This window comes from Mesorhizobium sp. LMG17149 (genome assembly GCF_024518695.1).
Taxonomy (GTDB): Bacteria; Pseudomonadota; Alphaproteobacteria; order Rhizobiales; family Rhizobiaceae; genus Mesorhizobium.
This window is the reverse complement of record NZ_JANIFL010000002.1, coordinates 109,665-131,244: the sequence shown is the minus strand read 5'-3', so window position 1 is coordinate 131,244 and position 21,580 is coordinate 109,665. Positions and strand designations below refer to the sequence as shown.

Annotated in this window: 24 protein-coding genes and 1 pseudogene; 19 read left to right on the top strand and 6 right to left on the bottom strand. The window is 62.6% G+C overall.

The genetic code is table 11. The features are described 5' to 3' along the window. Positions 1 to 40: 40 nt before the first annotated feature. The 4 genes and pseudogenes from NP945_RS03960 to NP945_RS03945 form a co-directional block, all read left to right on the top strand. Positions 41 to 493: a hypothetical protein gene (locus NP945_RS03960; protein WP_127380799.1), complete on the top strand. Its 453-nt coding sequence runs from the start codon at positions 41 to 43 to the stop codon at positions 491 to 493. Positions 494 to 626: 133 nt separating this feature from the next. After that, complete coding sequence (locus NP945_RS03955) at positions 627 to 1,208, top strand: TetR/AcrR family transcriptional regulator (protein ID WP_256745629.1); 582 nt, start codon at positions 627 to 629, stop codon at positions 1,206 to 1,208. Then, positions 1,205 to 2,041, top strand: a complete 837-nt coding sequence (locus NP945_RS03950) for a DMT family transporter (protein WP_256745628.1) — start codon at positions 1,205 to 1,207, stop codon at positions 2,039 to 2,041. The genes NP945_RS03955 and NP945_RS03950 overlap by 4 nt, the downstream gene beginning before the upstream one ends. 28 nt (positions 2,042 to 2,069) lie before the next feature. Next, positions 2,070 to 2,386, top strand: a pseudogene (locus tag NP945_RS03945) (LysE family translocator); the annotation flags it as partial. Between the two features lie 21 nt (positions 2,387 to 2,407). Here NP945_RS03945 and NP945_RS03940 read toward each other — a convergent pair. Beyond that, entirely contained in the window at positions 2,408 to 2,713 is a 306-nt protein-coding gene (locus NP945_RS03940) for a transcriptional regulator (RefSeq protein ID WP_256745627.1), read from the bottom strand. 465 nt (positions 2,714 to 3,178) lie between these two features. Continuing rightward, positions 3,179 to 3,760: a hypothetical protein gene (locus NP945_RS03935; RefSeq protein WP_256745626.1), complete on the bottom strand. Its 582-nt coding sequence runs from the start codon at positions 3,758 to 3,760 to the stop codon at positions 3,179 to 3,181. Between the two features lie 412 nt (positions 3,761 to 4,172). On the opposite strand from NP945_RS03935, the gene NP945_RS03930 reads away from it, so the two are divergent. Then, complete coding sequence (locus tag NP945_RS03930) at positions 4,173 to 4,769, top strand: glutathione S-transferase family protein (protein ID WP_127319025.1); 597 nt, start codon at positions 4,173 to 4,175, stop codon at positions 4,767 to 4,769. A gap of 117 nt (positions 4,770 to 4,886) precedes the next feature. Here NP945_RS03930 and NP945_RS03925 read toward each other — a convergent pair whose 3' ends face one another. Beyond that, on the bottom strand, positions 4,887 to 5,543 hold the full coding sequence (locus NP945_RS03925; protein WP_023812630.1) for an outer membrane protein: 657 nt from the start codon (positions 5,541 to 5,543) through the stop codon (positions 4,887 to 4,889). Between the two features lie 413 nt (positions 5,544 to 5,956). On the opposite strand from NP945_RS03925, the gene NP945_RS03920 reads away from it, so the two are divergent. The 6 genes from NP945_RS03920 (at position 5,957) to NP945_RS03895 (ending at position 11,087) form a co-directional block, all read left to right on the top strand. Continuing rightward, a complete protein-coding gene (locus tag NP945_RS03920) occupies positions 5,957 to 6,721 on the top strand; it encodes an SDR family oxidoreductase (protein WP_256745625.1) in 765 nt (254 codons plus the stop codon). Beyond that, on the top strand, positions 6,718 to 8,781 hold the full coding sequence (gene uvrC / locus NP945_RS03915) for an excinuclease ABC subunit UvrC (RefSeq protein ID WP_256745624.1): 2,064 nt from the start codon (positions 6,718 to 6,720) through the stop codon (positions 8,779 to 8,781). Before NP945_RS03920 ends, uvrC begins: the two co-directional genes overlap by 4 nt. Before the next feature lie 97 nt (positions 8,782 to 8,878). Beyond that, a complete protein-coding gene (pgsA, locus tag NP945_RS03910) occupies positions 8,879 to 9,475 on the top strand; it encodes a CDP-diacylglycerol--glycerol-3-phosphate 3-phosphatidyltransferase (RefSeq protein WP_023673449.1) in 597 nt (198 codons plus the stop codon). A 1-nt stretch (position 9,476) separates the two neighbouring features. Further along, a complete protein-coding gene (moaD, locus tag NP945_RS03905) occupies positions 9,477 to 9,734 on the top strand; it encodes a molybdopterin converting factor subunit 1 (protein WP_127267618.1) in 258 nt (85 codons plus the stop codon). Between the two features lies 1 nt (position 9,735). Next, complete coding sequence (locus tag NP945_RS03900; RefSeq protein ID WP_127267617.1) at positions 9,736 to 10,212, top strand: molybdenum cofactor biosynthesis protein MoaE; 477 nt, start codon at positions 9,736 to 9,738, stop codon at positions 10,210 to 10,212. A gap of 110 nt (positions 10,213 to 10,322) precedes the next feature. Next, entirely contained in the window at positions 10,323 to 11,087 is a 765-nt protein-coding gene (locus NP945_RS03895) for a YbaY family lipoprotein (protein ID WP_127267616.1), read from the top strand. A 64-nt stretch (positions 11,088 to 11,151) separates the two neighbouring features. Here NP945_RS03895 and ndk read toward each other — a convergent pair whose 3' ends face one another. Next, complete coding sequence (ndk, locus tag NP945_RS03890) at positions 11,152 to 11,574, bottom strand: nucleoside-diphosphate kinase (RefSeq protein ID WP_013532476.1); 423 nt, start codon at positions 11,572 to 11,574, stop codon at positions 11,152 to 11,154. A gap of 372 nt (positions 11,575 to 11,946) precedes the next feature. Between ndk and NP945_RS03885 the strand changes: the two genes are divergently transcribed. Continuing rightward, positions 11,947 to 12,207, top strand: a complete 261-nt coding sequence (locus tag NP945_RS03885; RefSeq protein ID WP_256745623.1) for a DUF2934 domain-containing protein — start codon at positions 11,947 to 11,949, stop codon at positions 12,205 to 12,207. An 11-nt stretch (positions 12,208 to 12,218) separates the two neighbouring features. On the opposite strand, the gene NP945_RS03880 is transcribed toward NP945_RS03885, so the two are convergent. Next, the gene (locus NP945_RS03880; protein WP_256745622.1) at positions 12,219 to 12,911 is read right to left on the bottom strand and encodes a glutathione S-transferase family protein; all 693 of its coding nucleotides are present in this window, start codon (positions 12,909 to 12,911) and stop codon (positions 12,219 to 12,221) included. A gap of 59 nt (positions 12,912 to 12,970) precedes the next feature. Between NP945_RS03880 and NP945_RS03875 the strand changes: the two genes are divergently transcribed. Continuing rightward, complete coding sequence (locus tag NP945_RS03875) at positions 12,971 to 13,483, top strand: DinB family protein (RefSeq protein WP_013532473.1); 513 nt, start codon at positions 12,971 to 12,973, stop codon at positions 13,481 to 13,483. A 111-nt stretch (positions 13,484 to 13,594) separates the two neighbouring features. On the opposite strand, the gene NP945_RS03870 is transcribed toward NP945_RS03875, so the two are convergent. Continuing rightward, positions 13,595 to 14,554 (bottom strand): LysR substrate-binding domain-containing protein, encoded by a 960-nt coding sequence (locus tag NP945_RS03870; RefSeq protein ID WP_027037936.1) that lies wholly within the window; start codon positions 14,552 to 14,554, stop codon positions 13,595 to 13,597. 110 nt (positions 14,555 to 14,664) lie between these two features. Here NP945_RS03870 and NP945_RS03865 point away from each other — a divergent pair, with 110 nt between their 5' ends. The 6 genes from NP945_RS03865 to NP945_RS03840 all read left to right on the top strand — a co-directional run bounded on the left by NP945_RS03865 (position 14,665) and on the right by NP945_RS03840 (position 21,546). Continuing rightward, positions 14,665 to 15,498: a hypothetical protein gene (locus NP945_RS03865; RefSeq protein WP_164749112.1), complete on the top strand. Its 834-nt coding sequence runs from the start codon at positions 14,665 to 14,667 to the stop codon at positions 15,496 to 15,498. A gap of 45 nt (positions 15,499 to 15,543) precedes the next feature. Then, positions 15,544 to 16,470 carry a DMT family transporter gene (locus NP945_RS03860; protein ID WP_127270635.1) on the top strand — a complete coding sequence of 309 codons (927 nt, stop codon included), beginning with the start codon at positions 15,544 to 15,546 and terminating at the stop codon, positions 16,468 to 16,470. Further along, positions 16,463 to 16,666, top strand: a complete 204-nt coding sequence (locus tag NP945_RS03855; protein WP_024504288.1) for a hypothetical protein — start codon at positions 16,463 to 16,465, stop codon at positions 16,664 to 16,666. Before NP945_RS03860 ends, NP945_RS03855 begins: the two co-directional genes overlap by 8 nt. 162 nt (positions 16,667 to 16,828) lie before the next feature. Further along, a complete protein-coding gene (locus NP945_RS03850) occupies positions 16,829 to 17,278 on the top strand; it encodes a MucR family transcriptional regulator (RefSeq protein ID WP_127268153.1) in 450 nt (149 codons plus the stop codon). Positions 17,279 to 17,402: 124 nt separating this feature from the next. Then, complete coding sequence (locus tag NP945_RS03845; RefSeq protein ID WP_127268152.1) at positions 17,403 to 19,280, top strand: ABC-F family ATP-binding cassette domain-containing protein; 1,878 nt, start codon at positions 17,403 to 17,405, stop codon at positions 19,278 to 19,280. A 157-nt stretch (positions 19,281 to 19,437) separates the two neighbouring features. Continuing rightward, positions 19,438 to 21,546, top strand: coding sequence for a molybdopterin-dependent oxidoreductase (locus NP945_RS03840; RefSeq protein ID WP_256745621.1), 2,109 nt, complete (start codon positions 19,438 to 19,440; stop codon positions 21,544 to 21,546). The last annotated feature ends 34 nt before the right edge of the window (positions 21,547 to 21,580 follow it).

Below are 21,580 nucleotides of genomic sequence, written 5' to 3'. Positions count from 1 at the left end.
GAATCCGCACAGTGCGCGCAATCGACCTTGAGAGGCTGCCATGACTCGCTTCGCCAAATCCGCCCTTGCCGCCCTGATTTCGCTCTGCACCCCGCTTGCCGCGCCTCTCGGTATCACCCAGAGCGTGCAGGCCGCCGATCTTACGGTCTATTCCGACGAAGACAGCGGGGTCTGCGGTCAGCCCTGGGTACTGAACAAGATCACCAGCCGCTTTTCCTATCAGGTGCATCACGTGCCGCATCTGCCTGACGTGCAGATCACCGATTTCCGGCGCATCCACCAGCATCGCTATCTGGCGGCCAACGATACCTGGCCGATCGGTCGCCGTTATTGCGGCGCCACCGTCAGCCTGTCCGACGGCCGCGATCGCACCATCTGGTACCTGATCGAGGAAGGCCAGGGCTTTGCCTCGATCGGCGACAATGTCGAATTCTGCGTCTCGGGCTTCGACCGCTGGATGGTCTACAACGGCCGCTGCCGCATTCTGCGCTAGACCCCGTTTCCCCTTCCAATCTCTTTCGCGCCTGTGGCCCGATCGGCCGCAGGCGTTTTTTCGTGCCGTTGACAGCAGGTTCGATCCGTCGCATAGAGATGAGACAGACCTGTCTCACTACTAGGTAATCTCCATGACGCCATCGTCCGCTTCCGGCAAGCGCCAACACGTCGTTGACACGGCCTACGTGCTGTTCAAGCGCGCCGGCTTCCATGCCACCGGTATCGACCGGATCATCGCCGAAGCCGATGTGGCCAAGATGACGATGTATCGCCACTTTCCCAGCAAGGACGAACTGATCGTCGAGGTGCTCGACTATCGCGCTATGCGTTTCGACCGCCAACTCGACCGGCTCGCCCAGGAGGACGTTCCGCCGGAGCAGAAAATCGGAAAAATCTTCGACTGGCATGCACGCTGGTTCCGCAGCCCGGATTTCCGTGGCTGTCTGTTCGCACATGCGCTGGCCGAGTTCGGCGATCCCGGGCATCCGATTTTCGAGGCCGTTGTCAGGCAGAAGAACGGCCTCAAGCGGCGCATGCAGTCTATCCTCGAAGAGATGATGCCGCACGGCCGCGCCGAGAGCGTGGCGGCGACGCTGCTTATGCTGATCGAAGGTGCGACCTTGCTGGCGCAGATGGGGCAGGCAGAAGCCGCCATTCGCGACTCCCGCAAGGCGGCCATGGGCATCGTCGCCGCCTCGCGCCGGCCGCAATGAGCCCGCTGGTCATCGGGCTCGCATTGTTTGCGGCGATCCTGCACGCAAGCTGGAACGCGTTCCTGCGCACGGGGGCCGACAGGTTGTGGACCGTCACCGTCATGAGCTTTTCAAGCACGGCGCTCGCCATCCCCTTCGCCTTCTTTCACGCCCTTCCGGCCGCGCCGGCCTGGTCCTATATCGTGCTCTCGGCGTGCCTGCAGGTTGGCTACAGTCTGTTTCTCGTGGCCGCCTACAGATATGGCGAACTGGGGCAGGTCTATCCGATCGTTCGCGGCAGCGTGCCGCTGCTTGTCACGCTCGGCGGGTTCTTCCTGGCCAACCAGCAGCTCACTCTGCCGCAGACCGTCGGCGTCGCGCTGGTCGCTGGCGGCATCATGGGCCTTTCACTCGGACGGGGCAGGGCCGCCACGACATCGATATTCTATGCATTGGCAACGGGAGCGATCATCGCCGCCTATGCGACGGTCGATGCGCTCGGCGTTCGGGCGGCGGGAAATGCCGGCGCCTACACCGCATGGGTCCTGCTGATCTACGGCGCGTTGCTGCCGGCGGCCTTCGTCGCCTGCCGTGGCCGGCTCATTGTCGATCTGCGCGCGCCTGAAACCTGGAAGGCGCTGGGCGGAGGCCTGTTTGCACTTCTGGCCTACGGTGTCGTGGTCGCGGCCTTCGCGCTCGGACCAGCAGGTCCGATCACCGCGATCCGCGAAACCAGCGTCGTCTTCGCGGCCTTCATCGGACGCCTGTTCCTCGGCGAGATGCTGACGCCGCGGCGGGTCGGCGCCTGCGCTATCGTCGCGCTCGGCGCCATCTGCCTCGGCTATCAGCCGTGACGGAAATGCGGATCGCGAAGATTCTGGACTGCAGCCCGTCTCAGGACGGCGAGGGCTGCTGACGATTTTTGCCACCGGCATCGCGCTCAATCTTGGCAATCCGAAGATGCCGTTGTTCTACGTCGCGCTGTTGCCTAGCGGCGTCGGCGCATCGCTCAATGCTGCTCATCTTGGTGTGCTGATGATGGTGATCCTGGCTGTTGAAGCGGTGGTGATCAGCGTTCATGTCATCCTCGCCGGCCGCGCCCGCAACCTGTTGCGCACGCCAAGGATCGTACGCCGGGTGACCGCGCGGCGGGCGGTGTGATGATCGGCGCCGGCGTTGCCGTTGTTGCCGCGCGCTGACCGGATTGCCCAGTCGCCACGCTATTTCCTGCGCGGCATCGCCTGATCGAGGATCTTGCGCAGGAATGCGGCGTGGCCGCGGAACGCGCGCCGTCCACTTGTGGTCGCCCTGACGCGCGTCTGCGGCCGGCGGCCGACGAACAGCTTTTCGATGTCGACATAACCGGCCCTGGCCAGCGTATCGAGATGCGCGCCGAGATTCCCGTCGGTGACGTCCACGATGGCCTTCAGCCCGGTGAAGTCCAGCGTTTGGCGCCTTTCCAGCATGTTCAGCGCGGCCATGATCCTGAGCCGAGTGCTCTGGTGGATGATTTCGTCGGCACTCATCGATTGGCTCCGGTGCAGCCAAGCCGGAGGCCACCGACAACCATGCCGCCGCCGTGGCGGACCGTCTTGGCAATCTCGAACGGCGACAGCGCCGTTTGTCCCTGTGCGATGGACATCGAAGTACTCCGGCCTTCTGTGCAGAATACTCTGCCATATAGAGTTGTCTGTCAATTCACGAGCAATCGGGTCTGCGATCGCGCTTGACAAGGTGATGCATTGGCCGGCTGGCGCATTGCAGTATAGATCGTCCGCCTGCATGAGATGATCGCACCGCTGAGGCTGTGGTCATGATATTGGCGGACGAAGATCGACACGCAAAGCTGTTCGCTGATCTTCGGAGCTTCACGAGAAGAGCGCTCCCGCGGAGTGTGGAGAATGTCGGCGACACATTCTAGCCGATGGTCGAAGATCAGCAGTGAATTTCTGCGACGATCAGCACGATCATGTGCCGATCGTAACCGAAAGTTAAGTTGCGAAAATCAGTCTATTGCTTCGCTGGCTAGCAAGCCGCGAGTCAGATATGCATGAGCGCGCCGGGTCATTACGGCCGTCGGCACAACGGAAGGGGCATCGCATGGCTAAGCAGTCATCCAAAGCGCCGGCGTCGAAGGCACCGGCAAAGAAAGCACCCGCAAAAGCAGCGACGGCGAAGGTCGCAGCTGCAGTGAAGAAAGCAGCACCCGCTGCCAAGCCGAAGGCCGCGGCGGCCAAGGCAAAAGCAGCACCGGCCAAGAAGCCGGCAGCGAAAGCTGCTGCGAAACCGGCAGTGAAGAAAGCAGCACCCGCCAAGGCAGCGGCAAAGCCGGCGGCGAAGGCGGCACCAGCCAAGAAGCCTGCAGCGAAGGCTGCGGCGAAACCCGCAGCGAAGAAGGCAGCACCTGCAAAAAAACCGGCTGCCAAGGCTGCACCTGCCAAGGCTGCACCGGCCAAGAAGCCGGCTGCGAAAGCTGCTCCGGCAAAGAAGGCTGCGGCAGCGAAATCTTCAGCACCGGTGAAGAAAGCGGCACCTGCGGCCAAGCCGAAGGCAGCACCCGCGAAGGCCGGCAAGAAGTAGTCGCGTCTTCCCTCGCCGGGGGCGGTGCCGAAACAGTCAAGGGCGGGTGCCCGACAGGCGCCCCGTTCGTTGTTTGGCAGTCGGAAGGCGAGAACAGAGGCGGACGGAGGATATCTTTTCGCAGCTCCCAGGACTTCGCCATAGGGCGGAGTCCGGTGGGGCTTTTTGTGTCATTCATGCGCTTGATGAAATATCGGCGCCAGGCCCTTCGGTCTTGGCTGTCGGCTGAGTGATCCCTGCGATTCTGGCAACTCGGCGACTATGTGATGAAGCACCGTCTTCATGGAGCGCTCGCCAAACGGCCCCGGCCGATGAGTCGCTGGCGGCCGGGTTTTCCGCTTCTGGCCATTGCTCGATCGCGCTTGATCGGTCAACACTGCCGGCCTGCAAAACAGGAAACCGATCATGCCCAGACTGCTCTATGCGTCCTCCTCTCCCTACAGTTCCAAAGTGCGCATGGCAGCCGCCTATGCCGGCATCGACATCGAAACGGTGGCGGTCAAAACGGACGACAAACCGGCCGAACTGATCGGCGCCAACCCGCTCGGCAAGATCCCGGTTCTGGTGCTCGACGACGGCCGCTCCATCCACGACAGTCGCGCCATCACCCAGCATCTCAACCGTTTGTCGAAGAGCGCGCTTTTTCCACGCAATCCCGACAAGCGGCTCGAGGCTGAAGTGCTGGAGGCGTTGGCCGACGGCATTTGCGACTGCGCGCTGTCGATGGTCTATGAACGGCGCACGCGGCCCGAGGAGATGGTCTATCAGCCTTGGCTCGATCGCCAGTGGGCGAAGATCACGGCGGCACTCGACCTGCTGAATGCCAACCCGCCGAAGCTGCCGAAGAAGATCACCGCCGGCCAGATGGCGCTGCGCGCCTGCCTTGGCTATCTCTCGCTGCGTTTTGCCGGAAAATGGGAGAAGGGTCGCGCCCGGCTGACGCGATGGGCGGCACGCTTCGACGAGAAGTTTCCAGAACTGAAGCCCTGCATTCCTGGTTGATAGCCGATTGCCCGGAATTGATTTCCCGGGTTATCGATTCGATCACCGGGAAAATCACTCAGATACAAAAAAAGCCGGGCGCGAGGCCCGGCTTTTTCGTGTCGTGGCTTGAACGACTTAGAACTTCATACCGACGCCGAAGGTGACGCGGTTGTCGGTGGCCTTGACCTTGCCGATGCCGTCGAAGCTCTTGCTGCCGAAGTCGGTGTAACGATACTCGACGCGGCCGAAGACATTGTCGGTCAGCTTGATGTCGGTGCCAACACCAGCGGTCCAGCCGAGCATCGTTGCGCGATCGCTGGCCCCAAGGACGGTGTCTTCCACCTTCAGGCTTCTGCCGGCGAGACCGCCGGTGCCATAGAGCAGGATTTCTGGGCTGACCGCGTAGCCGAGACGGGCACGCAGCGAACCTTCAAAGCCGGCCTTGGAGTCGATGCCGTTGTCGTCGCCCTTGACGCCGTTGTAGCCGAGTTCGGCTTCAGCGCCGTAGACGAAGTTCTCCTGCTGCCACTGGTAGCCGCCGAAGACACTGCCGACGAAACCCTTGGTGTCGGTTTCAACGTCGAAATCCTTTTCTTTGGTCCGGCCGCTGAAGCCATAGCCGACGTTGAGACCGGCGTAGGGGCCGGCCCACGAAGCGACCGGAAGTTCAGCGATCGGCGCAGGTGCCGGCGGCTCTTCCGAAACCACGTCAGCAGCATAGGCAGTTCCGCTGAGGGCGAAGAGCCCAAGCGCAACGGCCAGCGGCCGTGCGAATTTGAGATTGGCTTGCATTGTTCTTTACTCCTTAAGCCACAGGACACAGGCTTGTTTCTCACGATCGCCATCTACCCGTCCGGGGGGTGAAACGGATCTGGCGTTCGTCGGTTCCAAATGTCGTGTCAAAATGCGGCTGAAGCGAACCTGAACTTGGGTCATTCCCCGGCACGAATGAGGCAGAACCTTGACGTTGCATCTTCGCAACAGCGAAATGGCAGGAACCATCCCATGCTGCGCTGCACACCGCTTGGTGCAAGGACTCCAGCACCCTATATTGCGGTCGTGCGCGCCCGAGTCCAGGGCGGGCCGGGATGTCCAAACGGCCGTTTCGCCACAATGCTGCCCAAGGTGCGAACACCATTTAACGCATGCCGGGCCATATTTCGCCGGCACCGCTTTTTCGGGCCGAAATTGAGGATTGACACCATATGAGCAAAGCCACTGTCACGGCGCTGGTGACGGGCGGGGCCAGGCGGATCGGCAGGGCGATCGTCGAGGATCTCGCCGCGCACGGTTTTGCCGTCGCCATCCATTGCAACCGCTCGCGCATCGAGGCCGATGCGTTGGCTGCCAAAATCATCGCCGGAGGTGGCCGCGCCGCCGTGGTCGCCGCCGACCTGACCGATATGGACGCCGTCGACGATCTCGTCGGCCAGGCGCAAGCAGCGCTCGGGCCGATCCCGCTGCTGGTCAACAATGCGTCGCTGTTCGAGGACGATTCGGTTCTGGATTTCGACTGGCGGGCCTGGGACCGGCACTTTGCCGTCCATGTGAAAGCGCCCGCGCTGCTGGCGCAGAATTTCGCCCGGGCGTTGCCGGCAGGGCAGGAGGGCCTGATCGTCAACATGATCGACCAGCGCGTATGGCGTCCGACGCCGCGCTACTTCTCCTATGCGCTGTCCAAATCGACGCTGTGGACGGCAACGCAGATGATGGCGCAAGCGCTCGGCCCCAGCATCCGCGTCAATGCCATCGGCCCGGGGCCGACACTGAAGAACGCGCGTCAGGACGACAGCGATTTTGCCGCACAGGTGGATGGCTTGGTCCTCAAGCGCGGCCCGGAATTGCCGGAATTCGGCGCCACAATCCGCTATCTCTGGGAAGCGCGCTCGGTCACCGGCCAGATGATCGCGCTTGATGGCGGCCAGCATCTTGCATGGCAGACGCCCGATGTGACAGGCATGACGGAATGAGTCCTGTAGACCACAAAAGCACGCCGCGCGGCGGCGCCGACGATCTGCCCCCCGATATCGACCTCGAGGACGAGGCGGTCGAGGAGATCGTTGAAACCGTCGGTCCCGATGTCGCCTTCACCGCCATCGACTGGACACCGCATGCCGGCGACGCGGAAGGCATGATCGGCGCCGAGGTGATCCAGACGCTGGTCAAGCGGCTTCCCAATGCGCCCGGCGTCTACCGCATGATGAACGCTGCCGGCGATGTGCTCTATGTCGGCAAGGCGCGCAGCCTGAAGAAGCGCGTCACCAACTACGCGCAAGGCCGCTTCCACACCACCCGCATCGGCCGCATGGTGCGTGAGACGTCGACGATGGAGTTCGTCGTCACCCGCACCGAGATCGAAGCGCTGCTGCTCGAAGCGAACCTTATCAAGCGCTTGCGGCCGCGATTCAACGTCCTGATGCGCGACGACAAGTCGTTTCCCTACATTCTCTTGACCGGCGACCATGTCTCGCCGGGCATCTACAAGCATCGCGGCGCGCGCTCGCGCAAAGGCGATTATTTCGGCCCGTTTGCCTCGGCCGGTGCCGTTGGCCGTACCATCAACTCCCTGCAGCGCGCCTTCCTGCTCAGGAGTTGCACCAACTCGTTCTACGAAAACCGCACGCGGCCATGCCTGCTTTATCAGATCAAGCGCTGCGCTGGTCCCTGCACCGGCGAGGTCTCGCATCAGGACTATGCGGAACTGGTCGGCGAGGCGAAGGACTTCTTGTCCGGCCGCAGCCAGAAGGTGAAGACGGAAATCTCGGCCGCCATGCAGCAGGCGTCGGAAGCTCTCGATTTCGAGCGCGCCGCGATCTATCGCGATCGACTTGCGGCCCTGTCGCATGTGCAGAGCCACCAGGGCATCAATCCGGCGACCGTCGACGAAGCCGATGTCTTCGCCATCCATCAGGAAGGCGGCCAGGTCTGCATCCAGGTGTTCTTCTTCCGCACCGGCCAGAACTGGGGCAACCGCGCCTATTTCCCCAAGGCCGATCCGGCGTTGGAAGCAGCCGAGGTGTTGGGTTCGTTCCTGGCGCAGTTCTATGACGACAAGCCGACGCCGCGGAACATTCTTCTGTCGCATGGCGTCGAGGATCAGGAACTGCTGGCCGAGGCGCTCTCCACCCGAGCTGGCCGCAAGGTCGCGATCTCCGTGCCGCAGCGCGGCGAGAAGAAGGACCTGACCGACAACGCTTTGCAGAATGCCCGCGAAGCGCTCGGACGCCGGCTGGCTGAAACCTCCACCCAGGGACGCCTGCTTGCGGGTTTCGCCGAGACATTCGGCCTGGCCAAGCCGCCGGTGCGCATCGAGGTTTACGACAACTCACACATCATGGGCACCAACGCGGTCGGCGCCATGGTCGTCGCCGGACCGGAAGGGTTCGTGAAGAACCAGTACCGGAAATTCAACATCCGCTCGACCGAGATCACACCTGGCGACGATTTCGGCATGATGCGCGAGGTGATGGAGCGACGTTTTTCGCGGCTGCTGAAGGAGCATGGCGATGTCCCGGCTGGGGATGCGGCTGATGGTTCGGCGGACGATATGGAGGACGATATCTCCGGCAGCTTCCCGGCCTGGCCCGATGTCATCCTGATCGACGGTGGCCAGGGCCAGATGACTGCGGTGCGCAAGATCCTCGCCGATCTCGGCATCGAGGACCGGGTGGTGGCCATCGGCATCGCCAAGGGCCAGGACCGCGATGCCGGCCGTGAGCGTTTCTTCGTCAAAGGCAGGGACTCGTTTTCGCTGCCGGTTCGCGATCCCGTGCTCTATTTCGTCCAGCGCCTGCGCGACGAGGTCCACCGTTTCGCCATCGGTTCGCATCGGGCGCGCCGCAAGAAGGAGATGGTCAAGAGCCCGCTCGACGAGATCAGCGGCATCGGTCCCGGCCGCAAGCGGGCATTGCTGCTGGCATTCGGCACCGCCAAGGCGGTCAGCCGCGCGGCCATCGAGGATCTGCGGAAAGTCGACGGAATTTCCGAACAGGTGGCGAAACTGGTCTACAATCATTTCCACGAGAGTTGAAAAATCCGGCACTTTCATCTGGCCTGTCGAATCTGGCCTGTTGACCCCCTACATTCGCATCTGATTTGAGTAGGCAGGCAGAAAGAGTTTCCCAGACATGGCCAAGCGCGCGTTCAACCTGCCCAATATGCTCACCTACGCCCGCATCGTCGCGGTGCCGCTGGTGGTGCTGTGCTTTTTTCTCGAAGGACATCTGAAGTCGAGCGACTTTGCCCGCTGGTCGGCGCTGATCATCTTCCTGCTCGCCTCGATCACCGATTATCTGGACGGCTATCTGGCACGCGCCTGGCAGCAGACCTCCAACATCGGCAAGATGCTCGACCCGATCGCCGACAAGCTGCTGGTCGCCACATGCCTGCTGCTGCTGGCCGCCGATACCGATCGCCATGCGGGCATTGCCGGCTGGTCGTTGTGGGCGGCGATCATTATCCTGTGCCGTGAAATCCTGGTTTCGGGCCTGCGCGAGTATCTGGCGGCGCTGAAAGTCTCGGTGCCGGTGACGCAGTTGGCAAAATGGAAAACCGCGATCCAGATGGTCGCCATAGCGTTCCTCTTGGCCGGACCGGCCGGCGACAAGATCTTTCCGCTGACCACGCAGACCGGGCTGGTTCTGCTGTGGATCGCGGCGTTGGTCACGCTCTACACCGGCTACGATTATTTCCGCGCCGGCCTCAAGCACATCATGGACGAGTGAGATGACGACACGGCTCATCTATTTTGCCTGGGTGCGCGAACGCATCGGCATGGCTGAGGAGGATGTCGACCTGCCTGCGGGTATCGAGACGGTGACCGATCTCCTGCGCTGGCTGAAATCGCGCGGCGATGGCTACGAGCACGCTCTGCAATATCCCGACGTGATCCGCGTCGCCATCAACCAGGAACATGTCGAGCACCGCGAGAAGATCGCGGGCGCCCGCGAAATCGCGCTGTTCCCGCCGATGACCGGGGGCTGACATGAGCGGCGCGGTCTTGCCTGTCGTGCGCATTCAGCGCCAGGATTTTGACGTCGCCGCCGAGATCGCCAGACTGACGCAAGGCCGCGCCGATATCGGCGCCGTGGTGACCTTCTCCGGCCTTTGCCGCGACGAGCAGGGCGCGCTCTCAGCGCTCGAGCTCGAACACTACCCCGGCATGGCCGAAGCGGAAATCGCCCGCATCGCTGTTGAAGCGGTCGAGCGTTGGCCATTGCAGGGGCTCACCGCCATCCACCGCCACGGGAAGATCGCGCCCGGCGAGAACATCGTGCTGGTGGTGGCAGCCTCGGCGCATCGCCATGCGGCGTTCGAGGCGGCGAATTTTCTGATGGACTATCTCAAATCGCGCGCGCCTTTCTGGAAGAAGGAGCATCGGGCTGACGGCTCGGAGGGTGGCTGGGTCGAGGCCAAGGAAGCCGATGCAAACGCCGCGCAACGCTGGTATCAGTCCGAATAAGATCCGCCGCAGCCATGCATTGACCGCAATCCTTTGGCCAATTGGCGGGATTGGTCAGCCTCGGCATTGGCAGCCCGGGGCATTGGCAGCCCGGGGTGAGGGAGATGGTCATGCTGGACAGGATCGCGGAGTTCTTGATCTTCGGTTTCGTGCCTCTGGTCGTCGGCATATTGGCCGTTCCGGAGCAGTCTGTTGCCGCTGAAAGGGCCGTGAGAGGCGAGGTGATCTATCGCGAGCGCATTGCCTTGCCGCCCAGTGCCGTGCTCTCCGTCCAGCTGGCGGACGTGTCGCTGGCCGACGCGCCGGCCACCATCATCGGTGAGCAGCAAGTAAAGCCGGCAGGCCAGGTGCCGATCAGCTTCGAGATCAAATTCGACCCTTCGGTCATCCGGTCGCAGATGACTTACGCGTTGCAAGCCCGCATCACCGTCGACGACAAGCTGCTGTTCATCTCCGATATGCGCCATCAGGTCGATCCGTTGGCCGACGTGCCGCAGACCATCATGCTGAAGATGGTCACCCCGAGTGCCGAGCCGACGGCTTCCGTCTTCGACCAGCTCTGGCTGGTCGACTATATCGACGGCATCGGCGCTATTAGTGCCCCGCAAGCGACGTTCAGGGTCAGCGGGGCCGGCAAGGCGGGCGGCAGCGGCCCCTGCAACACCTATTTCGCCACCGCCAAACTCGATGGCCAAACGATCGCGATCAGGGACATCGGCTCGACCTACAAGGCCTGTGCGCCCGAGGTGATGGCCGAGGAAAAGGCGCTGTTCGATGCGTTGGCCAAGGCGGCGTCATACCGTGTCGATGCCGGGAAGCTCATCATTGTCGACAAGGATGGCCGCGAGATCCTGCGCTTCAGCGCGGCGAGCTGACCCCGACGAAAAAGGCCGGCGAAACGCCGGCCTTTTCACGTAATCCAAGGTCTGGATTATCGGCTCAGCCGACGATCTCGGTGTCCGAGAACCAGTACTTGATCTCTTCTGCCGCGGTCTCCGGCGCGTCGGAGCCGTGCACCGAGTTTTCGCCGATCGACAGCGCGTGAACCTTGCGGATGGTACCTTCGGCGGCGTTGGCCGGGTTGGTGGCGCCCATCACTTCGCGGTTCCTGGCAATGGCGTTCTCGCCTTCCAGCACCTGGACGACGGTCGGTGCCGACGACATGAATTCAACCAGTTCGCCGAAGAAGGGGCGGTCCTTGTGGACGGCATAGAAGCCTTCCGCTTCGCGGCGGCTCATCCAGACCCGGCGCGAGGCGATGACGCGCAGGCCTGCCTCTTCCAGCATCCTGGTGATGGCACCAGTGAGATTGCGCCGGGTTGCGTCCGGCTTGATCATGGAAAATGTGCGTTCGAGCGCCATGGGTCGTCCTTGTCTGAGAATGGAATTGAGAGTGGCGGGCTCTATACAAGCCGCCCGGCCCATTGCCAAGGGGTGAGGCCAAAGGGGTGAGGCCAAAGGGGTGAGGGATGGTCCGCGAAGCGGACGGAAAGCCAATTGCTTGGCTTTCCGAGCGACGAACGGTGAAAGCCCGGTCCGCCTTCGGGCGGATTGAAAGGTCCAGTGGACCTTTCAAAGGGTTTGAACGCCCGAAGGGCAGGGAGCGATAGCGAAGGGCAGGCCGCTGCGCTTTTCTGTGCTCCCGAAGCCGAGATCAGACGGCTACACAGCAACGCGTTGCTTGCTATACTCGCGTGTCGGCGCCGCGCTGAGGTCGGGCCGTATGGAGACACCATGACCATGACAGACGATCGTCAGGAACGCATTCGCAACCGTGCGCACCAGCTCTGGCTGCAAGAGGGCCAGCCGGCTGGACATCATGAGCGCCATTGGCATCAGGCGGCCGCCGATGTCGACCAGGAGGATGCCGCGGGCAAGTCGGCAGCCAAAAAGCCAACGAAGAAGGCAGCTGGCGCCGCCGAGGCAAAGGCCGCCCCCAAGGAGGCAAAGGCTGCCACGAAGGCCGGCAAGCCAAAGAAGGCGGCGGCCAAGTAAGCTTTACGGCGTCAAGCCGCGGCGGCGATCTTTCGTCCCAGCCCGCCATGCAGGTCGAGGCAGCGGGCGAACCACTGCGCCACCACGTCGCCGTCGTCGAGCAGTTGGTAGGGCGAGGCTATGCGCGCCCATTGCAGGGCGCCGAAGACGATATAGTCGCTGAACAGCGGCGCCGCGCCGCCGATGAATGGCTGATAGAAGAGCGTCGAGCGCAATGGCTCCAGCGAGGCTCTGAAATTGCCGAGCCCGGCCTCCCTGGCGGCCATCACCTCCTCCAGCCGTTTGCCAAGACGCTGCTCCCGGCTCTGGCGGAAATAGACGGCGTTTTCCGCGTCCTGCATGGCATGGAGGTCCATGATCGCCGCGGTGGTCACGTAGGGATGAATGGTCACTTGCGACCAGCGTTCGATGAAGCGCGCCATCGCCTTGCCGCCTTCACCGCCAAACAGCGTCGGCCGGTCCGGATAGGCCTCATCGAGATAGAGCGCGATGGCGAACGAATCCGCGACGACCGTCTCGCCGTCCCGGATCACCGGAACGGTTTTCGAAACGCCGCCCTCGACAGCGGGCACCTCGAGAAAGCGCGTCGGTACGGTCGATATGTCGAGCCCCTTGTGGGCAAGCGCCATCACCACCTTCCAGCAATGCGGGCTGAACGGACGTGTGGTGTCGCGTCCGACGAGATCATAGAGCAGAATGGTCATTGGCGGCGGCGTTCCTGCGGGTTAGGTAGGCCCCGCATCGACGTGAGCCGAGGGAAGCCATGAGACAGCATTTCATGATGTTTGCGGCCTATAATCAATGGGCCAACGGTCGCATCTATGATGCCGCCGCCGAACTCGATGATGAGGAATTCAACCGCGATGTCGGCGCCTTCTTCGGCTCGATGATGGGCACGCTCAACCACCTTTTGACGGCCGACCGGATCTGGATGAAGCGCTTCACCGGCGAGGGCGACGCGCCGACGACACTGGATGCCATCCTGCATCGGGGGTTGACCGGCCTGCGGGCGGCGCGTGAAGCCGAGGACAGGAGGATCATCGATTGGGTCGGCGGCCTCAATGACAAGGCGTTGACGGGCCGCTTCACCTACATGACCGTTTCGGACATGCGCACCGTCTCGCAAAGGCTGGCGCCGGCGCTGGATCATGTCTTCAACCACCAGACCCACCATCGCGGCCAGGCGCATACGATCCTGACCATCCTGGGACGGCCAAGCCTGGGGTTGGACCTGATGCTTTTTCAGCGGACCGAGGAGGGCCGAGCTTTCGCCTGATTCGGTGCCGTCCGAAGGTCGAAGAGCTTGCGCCTACTATCGCTGCATTTTGTGCTGCAGCATTGTCTGTGCATCAGAAATTAGCCGGCACACCGGATACTTGCCCGAGATTCAGGCGGCCGTCGAAGCCTCGCCCCTGATTTCGCTGTCCAGTTGGCACTGCGTCAGAGCCGCTTCCGCCATCACCCACTGCTTGAACAACTGGACCTTGCGTGCGGCAAGGCCTCTCAGCGGGGAAACAAAATACCAACCAGCCGTGTTCGGGTGGTGGACGGCGAAGGGAGCCACCAGCCTTTCGGCGCGGATGTCGCTGGCCATATAGGCACGGTTGGCCACCGCAAAACCCATCCCGGAGTTGGCTGCCTCGTAGGACATCATGCACGAGTCGAAATAGATGCTCTTGGTCTCGCTGAGCACGAAGCTGGCGCCGGCGAAACCAAGCCAGGATTGCCAATTCTGGGTGCAGGTGTCGGAATGCAGCAGGGTGAAGTGCTTGAGGTCGTCCGGTGTCACCTTCGACAGCCGCTTATCGCCGAGAACTTCGTGGAACAGCTTGCGGCTGCACACCGGTGTCAGGTCTTCGCGAAACAGCAGATCGGATTGCAGCCCGTGAAAGTGACCGTCGCCATAACGGATTTCGAGATCGAATTCCGAGGCCGTGAACTCATGCGTCGCGTAGGAGGTCGAGACCCGCATCACGATATCGGGATATTGCTGCTGGAACAGCGGCAGGCGCGGAAACAGCCAGCGTGCCGCAAAGGTCGGAAGCACCGATATTTTTAGCACATGCTCCTGCGATTGCCCGGTCGCTTCCATGCTGGCGGCGACGATTCGCTCCAGCGCCTCGCGAACGCGCGAGACATAGGTCTCGCCCTCCGGCGTCAACGACACCGCATTGCCGCCGCGCTGGAAAATCTTGAAACGAAGCTGATCCTCAAGGCTTTTCACGCGCTGGCTGACCGCTGAAGCGGTAATAAACTGTTCTTCGCCGGCACGCGTGAAATTACCGTGCCTCGCAGCACTCTCCACGATTTTAAGCGAATTGAGGTTGACCTGACTGAGCAGACGCACGGTTTCGACCTTAAGCTTGGCTTACACTAGCACCAGCATTCCTAATTTTACAGGGGTGGGTGAATTAATCGACTGTTTACCAAGTGTTGCCCCCATCCTGGAGAAGTACAATGAACGCCCATACCATTCCCGAACTGCGTTATGCGATGAGCCGCGAAGCCATTATCGGCCATGAAACCGCCTGGAAAGTGTCGAGTTTCGGTGTCGCGCAATATCTGCACGGCTATGACCCGGCACTGCTTGCAGCTATCGAGGAGGCTGCCCTGAAGCTCAAGGCCAGCCATGCCGTGCACAAGCACCTCGATCTGACCTTCATCACCGGGGCCGACCGTTTCATCCCCGAGATCAAGGAATTGCTGCATGACAAGCTGCGCCTGGAGCGGCTGTCCGACATGACGGGCACCAAGCTGGAGCCCTATCCGCTGTCGATCGTCGGCTCGACGGTCACCTTCATGAATCCCAACGACGGCGCCGTGGAGTGGCATTGCGATGGCGTTCCGGTGACCGAGCTCATTCCGCTGTCGATCAGCAATCCGCTGGTCGGCGGCCATCTCGAAATCTTCTGCGACGACTCCGAAACCGGCCGCGCCATTCTCGAAGCCGGCCGCGAGATCCCGCGCAACAGTGTCATGCGCATCGATCACAAGATGAACTACGCGACGCTCGGCCAATTCCTGGGCGTCCTGCATCGCACCGCTCCGATCCGGTTCGGCGAGCGCGTCACGCTGGTGCTCAACCAGCGCTCGGTGGCCAAACCCTATGTCGACGATAACAGAATGTTCTATCTCGCCGCCGACAACGACCACGACCGTGAGTGGGTCAGCGAACTGGCCGAAGATGTCTGGACCAATCAGCTGCCGGCCTATCGTCGGTTCGAGGCGGAGCATCCCGTGCCCACCGCCGTCGAGGCACCGGTTCCGGGCGGCGCCAGGGAATCATGGTAATGAACCATGACCCCGAAAAGTCGGAACCGGTTTTCGGACAGGATCATGGTCGAACAGCAACATAGAGTCCCATGCCGATTGTTTCGGCAGGGATCCGGCTCGATATCTGCGTTGGTCTTCGCTGCCGGTGCGGTGGCGTTGTGGTCCACCAATGCCCTGGTCGGCAAATCCCTGCTGGCCAGCCAACCGGTTTCGCAGGTCCAGTTCCTGCAATTTGCAGGCGCAGCACTCGTCTTCGCCGCCATCCGATTGATGAGCCGCGAAAGAGTAGCACCGGTCACCGCCGGGGCGGCGCTCATCTCTCTCGCGATCGGCTTCATCGGCCTGGTCGGCACCATGGTGCTGCAATACATCGCCTTCGCTTCGATGCCGGTGATCGAGGCCAATCTGGTGGCCTACACCTGGCCGCTGATGGTCGCGGCGGCAGTCATTGCCTTGGAAAATCCGCGGCGTCCGGCACTGTTGGGTCTCGCCGCGGTGGTGGGCTTCATCGGCGTTGCACTGGTGATTTCGGGAGGGCGCAACCAATCCTGGTTCGAGGGCGATCTGGTCGGCTATCTCGCCGCATTCGGGTCAGCGCTGTGCATGGCCTTCTATTCGCTCATGGTGGGACGGGTGGCCACTCCAGCGGATCGCCTGTTGCTGCCATCGTCTTTGATTGGCGTCGCTTTGATGTTTCTGTGGTGCGCTCGCGACGGTTTCACCTGGCCCGTCGGCGCGGACCTGGCCCTCGGCCTTTATCTCGGCGCCGGTCCGATGGGCCTGGGCTACTATTTCTGGTCGCGCGCCTTGAAGCTTGAAGGCAGCGACAGGGTCGCGGTGGTCGCCTATCTCACGCCGATCGCCTCGACCCTGCTTTTGACCTTGTCCGGCGAACGGCTGACGGTGACGGCCATTGTCGGAGCCATCCTCGTCATCGGCAGTTGTGTCGCGGTCGGTGTGGAACGTTCGGAGGTCGAAAACCATGTTTGACGAGAATGAGCGTCTGGCCATTCAGGAAGCGCATTGGCTGATCGACGAATTCGGCGCCGAGGCACCGCTCTACGCCGCGATGAGGGCCGAAAAGGCGATAGAACAAAAGGATTTCGCGCGTTGCGCCCGCTGGAAGCGTATTCTGGAGATATTGGACGAAAGTCCTGCCGCTAAGTCTGCTGGTTCCAAGTATTAGATTTTCTAATTTGCACGGCGTCGATTTCGCATGAATGCTATTTTTGCCGATTCTTCATTCTTTTATGAGACTTGGCGGTCCGTTGGGGGACGCGGTTAAAGAGATACATCGACACAAGTCTTCGCTGGGGTGGAGGATTTTGTCGCAAATAAGGTGAAAGAATTGTCAAATATCGATGATAAGACCGTTATCGAGCTGACGGCCGATATTGTCTCGGCCTATGTAGGCAACAACCCTCTTCCGGCTGCCGGCCTGCCTGAGTTGATTGCCAGCGTCAGTGCTTCGGTTCGCAAGCTCGCTGGTGCAGTTGTCGCGGAAACTCCAAACCTGGTTCCCGCAGTCAATCCGAAGAAGTCGGTGTTTCCCGACTACATCATTTGCCTTGAGGACGGAAAGAAGTTCAAGTCGCTCAAGCGGCATCTGCGGACCGACTACGGCCTGAGCCCGGACGATTATCGGGCCAAATGGGGCTTGCCGCCGGACTATCCGATGGTTGCGCCAAACTACTCGGCGACGCGATCGGCGCTGGCAAAGTCGACGGGACTTGGCCGCAAGCCGGCAGCAGCGCCGGCCGCTGTCGCCAAGGCAACGAAGCGCAAGGCGACTGCCTGAGAGCAGGCAAGCCACTGTTCGGCTGCTTTGACGACGCCCTCGCTGGCGTCGTTTCGAGGCCTTGTGCGGCCAACTGGCCGGCAAGGCCTTGCGAAGCGTTGATGTCCGGTGCAAAAGCGCGGCCATGCTGATCATCAACGACCTATCGCTCCGTATGGCCGGACGCCTGCTTCTCGACCATGCCTCGCTGACCTTGCCGGCCGGCACCAAGGCCGGCCTTGTCGGCCGCAACGGTACCGGCAAGACGACGCTGTTCAAGGCCATCACCGGCGATTTCCCGTCCGAGACAGGCTCGATCAGCCTGCCGAAGAGCACCCGCATCGGCCAGGTGGCGCAGGAAGCGCCGGGCACCGAGGACGCGCTGATCGAGATCGTGCTCAAGGCCGATCTCGAACGCACGGCGCTGCTCGAAGAAGAAAAGACGGCGACCGATCCGCACCGCATCGCCGACATCCATATGCGGCTGGCCGATATCGACGCGCACTCAGCCGAATCCCGCGCCGCCACCATTCTCGCCGGCCTCGGCTTCGACGACGCTGCGCAACGGCGTCCGGCCTCGTCCTTCTCCGGCGGCTGGCGCATGCGCGTGGCGCTTGCCGCGGTGCTGTTTGCCGAGCCCGACCTGCTGCTGCTCGACGAGCCGACCAACTATCTCGATCTCGAAGGCACGCTGTGGCTGGAAAACTACGTGTCGAAATATCCGCACACCGTGCTTTTGATCTCGCACGACCGCGACCTGCTCAACCGCGCCGTCAATTCGATCGTCCACCTCGACCAGAAGAAGCTGACCTTCTGGCGCGGCGGCTACGACCAGTTCGAACGTCAATATACAGAGCAGAAGGAATTGCAGGAGAAGGGCCGGGTCAAGCAGGAGGCCGCGCGCAAGCACATGGAATCCTTCGTCGAGCGGTTCCGCGCCAAGGCCTCCAAGGCGAGACAGGCGCAGTCGCGCATCAAGGCGCTGGAGAAGATGAAACCGATCGCGGCCCTCGTGAACGATTCGGTGCGGCCGTTCTCCTTTCCCGAGCCGGTGAAGACGGTGGCCTCGCCGATCGTGGCGCTGAACAACGTCAATGTCGGCTACACCGAGGGTCAGCCGATCCTCAAGAAGATGACGCTGCGCATCGACGCCGACGACCGCATCGCGCTGCTCGGCGCCAACGGCAACGGCAAGTCGACCTTCGCCAAATTGCTGTCCGGCCGGCTCAAGCAGGAGAGTGGCACCATGACGGTGGCGCCCGGGTTGAAGGTGGCGATCTTCGCCCAGCACCAGCTCGACGACCTCCGGCCGGACGAAAACGCCTACGAGCATGTCCGCCGGCTGATGCCGGAGGCCCCGGAATCGAAGGTGCGCGGCCGCGTCGCCCAGTTCGGCCTCACGACCGAGAAGATGAACACCGCCGCCAAGGATCTGTCGGGCGGCGAGAAGGCGCGGCTGCTGATGGGGCTGTCGGCCTTCGAGGGGCCAAACCTGTTCATCCTCGACGAACCGACAAACCATCTCGACATCGATAGCCGCGAATCGCTGATCCATGCGCTGAACGAGTTTCCCGGCGCCGTGATCCTGATCTCGCATGATCGCCATCTGCTGGAGGCAACCGCCGACCGCCTGTGGCTGGTCAAGGACGGCGCGGTCAACCCCTATGACGGCGATCTCGAGGACTACAAGACGCTGGTCACCGGCGTCTCCGGCGACCGCCGCGGCAAGCGCGAGGCCGACAAGGCGTCAAAAGCCGACCGCCGCCGCGATGCGGCGGCTCGCCGCGCCGCCTTCGAGCCGCTGGCCAAGGAGATCCGCGCCACCGAAGCGCTGATGGACCGCATTCGCAAGCGCATCGACGGCATCGAGGACGAACTGTCCAATCCGGCGGTCTACGAGAAGGATCCCTCGACGGCGACACGGCTGGCGAAGGAGCGCTCGCAACTGGCCCAGACGCTGGCCGGCCACGAGGAAAAGTGGCTGACCATGTCGGCAGAGTATGAGGAAGGCACGGCGGAGTGATTACCCTCCCCCTTGTGGGGAGGGTCGATCCGCGAAGCGGAGCGGGGTGGGGGTCTGCGCCACACCCCACCCCGGCGTTACACGCCGACCCTCCCCATCAAGGGGAGGGTAAGATCTGGCCCTACACGCCGCGTCCGGAACCGGTTAACCTCGCCCCATGAACCAACACGCCAAGCTTCGCATCGGCCATTCGGCCTGTCCGCATGATTGCCCCTCGACCTGCGCGCTCGAGGTCGAGCTGCTTGACGGCAACCGCATCGGCCGCGTCCATGGCGCCAAGTCCAACAGCTACACGGCCGGTGTCGTCTGCGCCAAGGTTGCCCGCTATGCCGACCGCGTCCATCATCCCGACCGTTTGCTGAAGCCGCTGATCCGCGCCGGTTCCAAGGGCGACGGCGCCTGGAAAGAAGCAAGCTGGGAGGCGGCGCTCGACCTCGTCGCCGAAAAATTCATTGCGGCCGAGGAGAAATACGGCTCGGAGACGGTCTGGCCCTATTATTATGCCGGCACGATGGGGCTGGTGCAGCGCGACGGCATCGACCGGCTGCGCCACGCCAAGAAATACTCCGGCTTTTTCGGTTCGATCTGCACCAATCTCGCCTGGACCGGCTGGATGATGGGCGCCGGCGCCTTGCGCGGGCCGGACCCGCGCGAGATGGCGAAATCCGATTGCGTGGTGATCTGGGGCACCAATGCTGTGGTGACGCAGGTCAACGTCATGACGCACGCCATCAAGGCGCGCAAGGAGCGCGGCGCGAAGATCGTCGTCATCGACGTCTATGAGAATGCGACGATGAAGCAGGCCGATCTCGGCCTGATGCTGAAGCCGGGCACCGATGGCGCGCTGGCCTGCGCGGTCATGCATGTGCTGTTCAGGGAAGGCATGGCCGACCGCGCCTATCTCGAAAAGTACACGGACGACCCGAAAGGGCTGGAAGCGCATCTCGAGACGCGCACGCCGGACTGGGCGGCCGGGATCACCGGCTTGACGGTCGCCGAGATCGAGGCCTTCGCCCGCCTCGTCGGCACGACGAAAAAGACCTATTTCCGCCTCGGCTACGGCTTCGCGCGCCAGCGCAATGGCGCCGTCAACATGCATGCAGCGTCCTGCATCGCGGCTGTCACCGGCAGCTGGCAATATGAGGGCGGCGGCGCCTTCCATTCCAACTCCGGCATCTTCAAGCTCAACCAGGAAGTTCTGGAAGGCACCAGGATGCGCGATCCCTCGATCCGCCATCTCGACCATTCGCGCATCGGCCCGGTGCTGACCGGAGCCAGCGACGCGCTTTATGGCGGCCCGCCGGTGACGGCGATGCTGATCCAGAACACCAACCCGGTAAATGTCGCGCCGGAACAGCGGCTGGTCACGCAGGGCTTCCTGCGCGACGACCTGTTCTCTTGCGTGCATGAGCAGTTCATGACCGACACGGCCAAGCTTGCCGATGTCGTGCTGCCGGCGACGATGTTCCTCGAGCACGACGACGTCTACAAGGGCGGCGGCAATCAGCACATCACGCTCGGCCCCAAGCTGATCGAGCCGCCGGAAGGACCGCGCACCAACCATTTCGTCATCGAGGAATTGGCAAAACGCCTTGGCGTCGCCGATCGTCCGGGCTTCGGCCTCACCGAGCAGCAGCATATCGACATCATCCTGGGCAAGCGCGGGCTGGGCAGCTTCGACAGCTTGAAGGAAGACAAGTGGATCGACCTGCAGCCGGATTTCGAGGCAGCACACTTCATCAATGGATTTGGCCACGCGGATGGAAAATTCCGCTTCCGCGCCGACTGGACCGGGCAGGCGGCGCCCAACCGGCCGCCGAAAAGCATGGGCCTGTTCGGCCCGGTGGCGCTTCTGCCGGAATTTCCCGACCATGTCGACTTGATCGAGGTCGCCGACGAAGCGCATCCGTTCCGGCTGACCACGTCGCCGGCGCGCAATTTTCTCAACTCGACCTTTTCGGAAACGCCGGTGTCGAAGGCCAAGGAGGGCCGCCCGGAACTGCTTCTGCATCCCGACGATGCCGCAGCCCTTGGGTTGGCCGACGGCGATCGCGTCGAGGTCGGCAACACGCGCGGCGAAGTCGTGCTGCATGCAAAGCTGTTTGACGGGATCAAGCGCGGCGTGGTGATCGCCGAAGGCATCTGGCCAAACAGCGCCCATGAGCGTGGCGAAGGCATCAATGTGCTGACCGGCGCCGATGCGCCGGCGCCCTATGGCGGTGCTGCCTTCCACGACAACAAGGTCTGGCTGCGCGCGGCAGGCTGAGGTCGGCGAGAACTCCGCTCGTCTCGCGCCAGAT

Bases quoted from the DNA above. Each gene is read 5' to 3' on its own strand.
- NP945_RS03960 (WP_127380799.1), top strand. From the start codon at position 41: ATGACTCGCTTCGCCAAATCCGCCCTTGCCGCCCTGATTTCGCTCTGC.
- NP945_RS03955 (WP_256745629.1), top strand. From the start codon at position 627: ATGACGCCATCGTCCGCTTCCGGCAAGCGCCAACACGTCGTTGACACG.
- NP945_RS03950 (WP_256745628.1), top strand. From the start codon at position 1,205: ATGAGCCCGCTGGTCATCGGGCTCGCATTGTTTGCGGCGATCCTGCAC.
- NP945_RS03940 (WP_256745627.1), bottom strand. From the start codon at position 2,713: ATGAGTGCCGACGAAATCATCCACCAGAGCACTCGGCTCAGGATCATG.
- NP945_RS03930 (WP_127319025.1), top strand. From the start codon at position 4,173: ATGCCCAGACTGCTCTATGCGTCCTCCTCTCCCTACAGTTCCAAAGTG.
- NP945_RS03925 (WP_023812630.1), bottom strand. From the start codon at position 5,543: ATGCAAGCCAATCTCAAATTCGCACGGCCGCTGGCCGTTGCGCTTGGG.
- NP945_RS03920 (WP_256745625.1), top strand. From the start codon at position 5,957: ATGAGCAAAGCCACTGTCACGGCGCTGGTGACGGGCGGGGCCAGGCGG.
- uvrC (WP_256745624.1), top strand. From the start codon at position 6,718: ATGAGTCCTGTAGACCACAAAAGCACGCCGCGCGGCGGCGCCGACGAT.
- pgsA (WP_023673449.1), top strand. From the start codon at position 8,879: ATGGCCAAGCGCGCGTTCAACCTGCCCAATATGCTCACCTACGCCCGC.
- moaD (WP_127267618.1), top strand. From the start codon at position 9,477: ATGACGACACGGCTCATCTATTTTGCCTGGGTGCGCGAACGCATCGGC.
- NP945_RS03900 (WP_127267617.1), top strand. From the start codon at position 9,736: ATGAGCGGCGCGGTCTTGCCTGTCGTGCGCATTCAGCGCCAGGATTTT.
- NP945_RS03895 (WP_127267616.1), top strand. From the start codon at position 10,323: ATGCTGGACAGGATCGCGGAGTTCTTGATCTTCGGTTTCGTGCCTCTG.
- ndk (WP_013532476.1), bottom strand. From the start codon at position 11,574: ATGGCGCTCGAACGCACATTTTCCATGATCAAGCCGGACGCAACCCGG.
- NP945_RS03885 (WP_256745623.1), top strand. From the start codon at position 11,947: ATGACCATGACAGACGATCGTCAGGAACGCATTCGCAACCGTGCGCAC.
- NP945_RS03880 (WP_256745622.1), bottom strand. From the start codon at position 12,911: ATGACCATTCTGCTCTATGATCTCGTCGGACGCGACACCACACGTCCG.
- NP945_RS03875 (WP_013532473.1), top strand. From the start codon at position 12,971: ATGAGACAGCATTTCATGATGTTTGCGGCCTATAATCAATGGGCCAAC.
- NP945_RS03865 (WP_164749112.1), top strand. From the start codon at position 14,665: ATGAACGCCCATACCATTCCCGAACTGCGTTATGCGATGAGCCGCGAA.
- NP945_RS03860 (WP_127270635.1), top strand. From the start codon at position 15,544: ATGGTCGAACAGCAACATAGAGTCCCATGCCGATTGTTTCGGCAGGGA.
- NP945_RS03855 (WP_024504288.1), top strand. From the start codon at position 16,463: ATGTTTGACGAGAATGAGCGTCTGGCCATTCAGGAAGCGCATTGGCTG.
- NP945_RS03845 (WP_127268152.1), top strand. From the start codon at position 17,403: ATGCTGATCATCAACGACCTATCGCTCCGTATGGCCGGACGCCTGCTT.
- NP945_RS03840 (WP_256745621.1), top strand. From the start codon at position 19,438: ATGAACCAACACGCCAAGCTTCGCATCGGCCATTCGGCCTGTCCGCAT.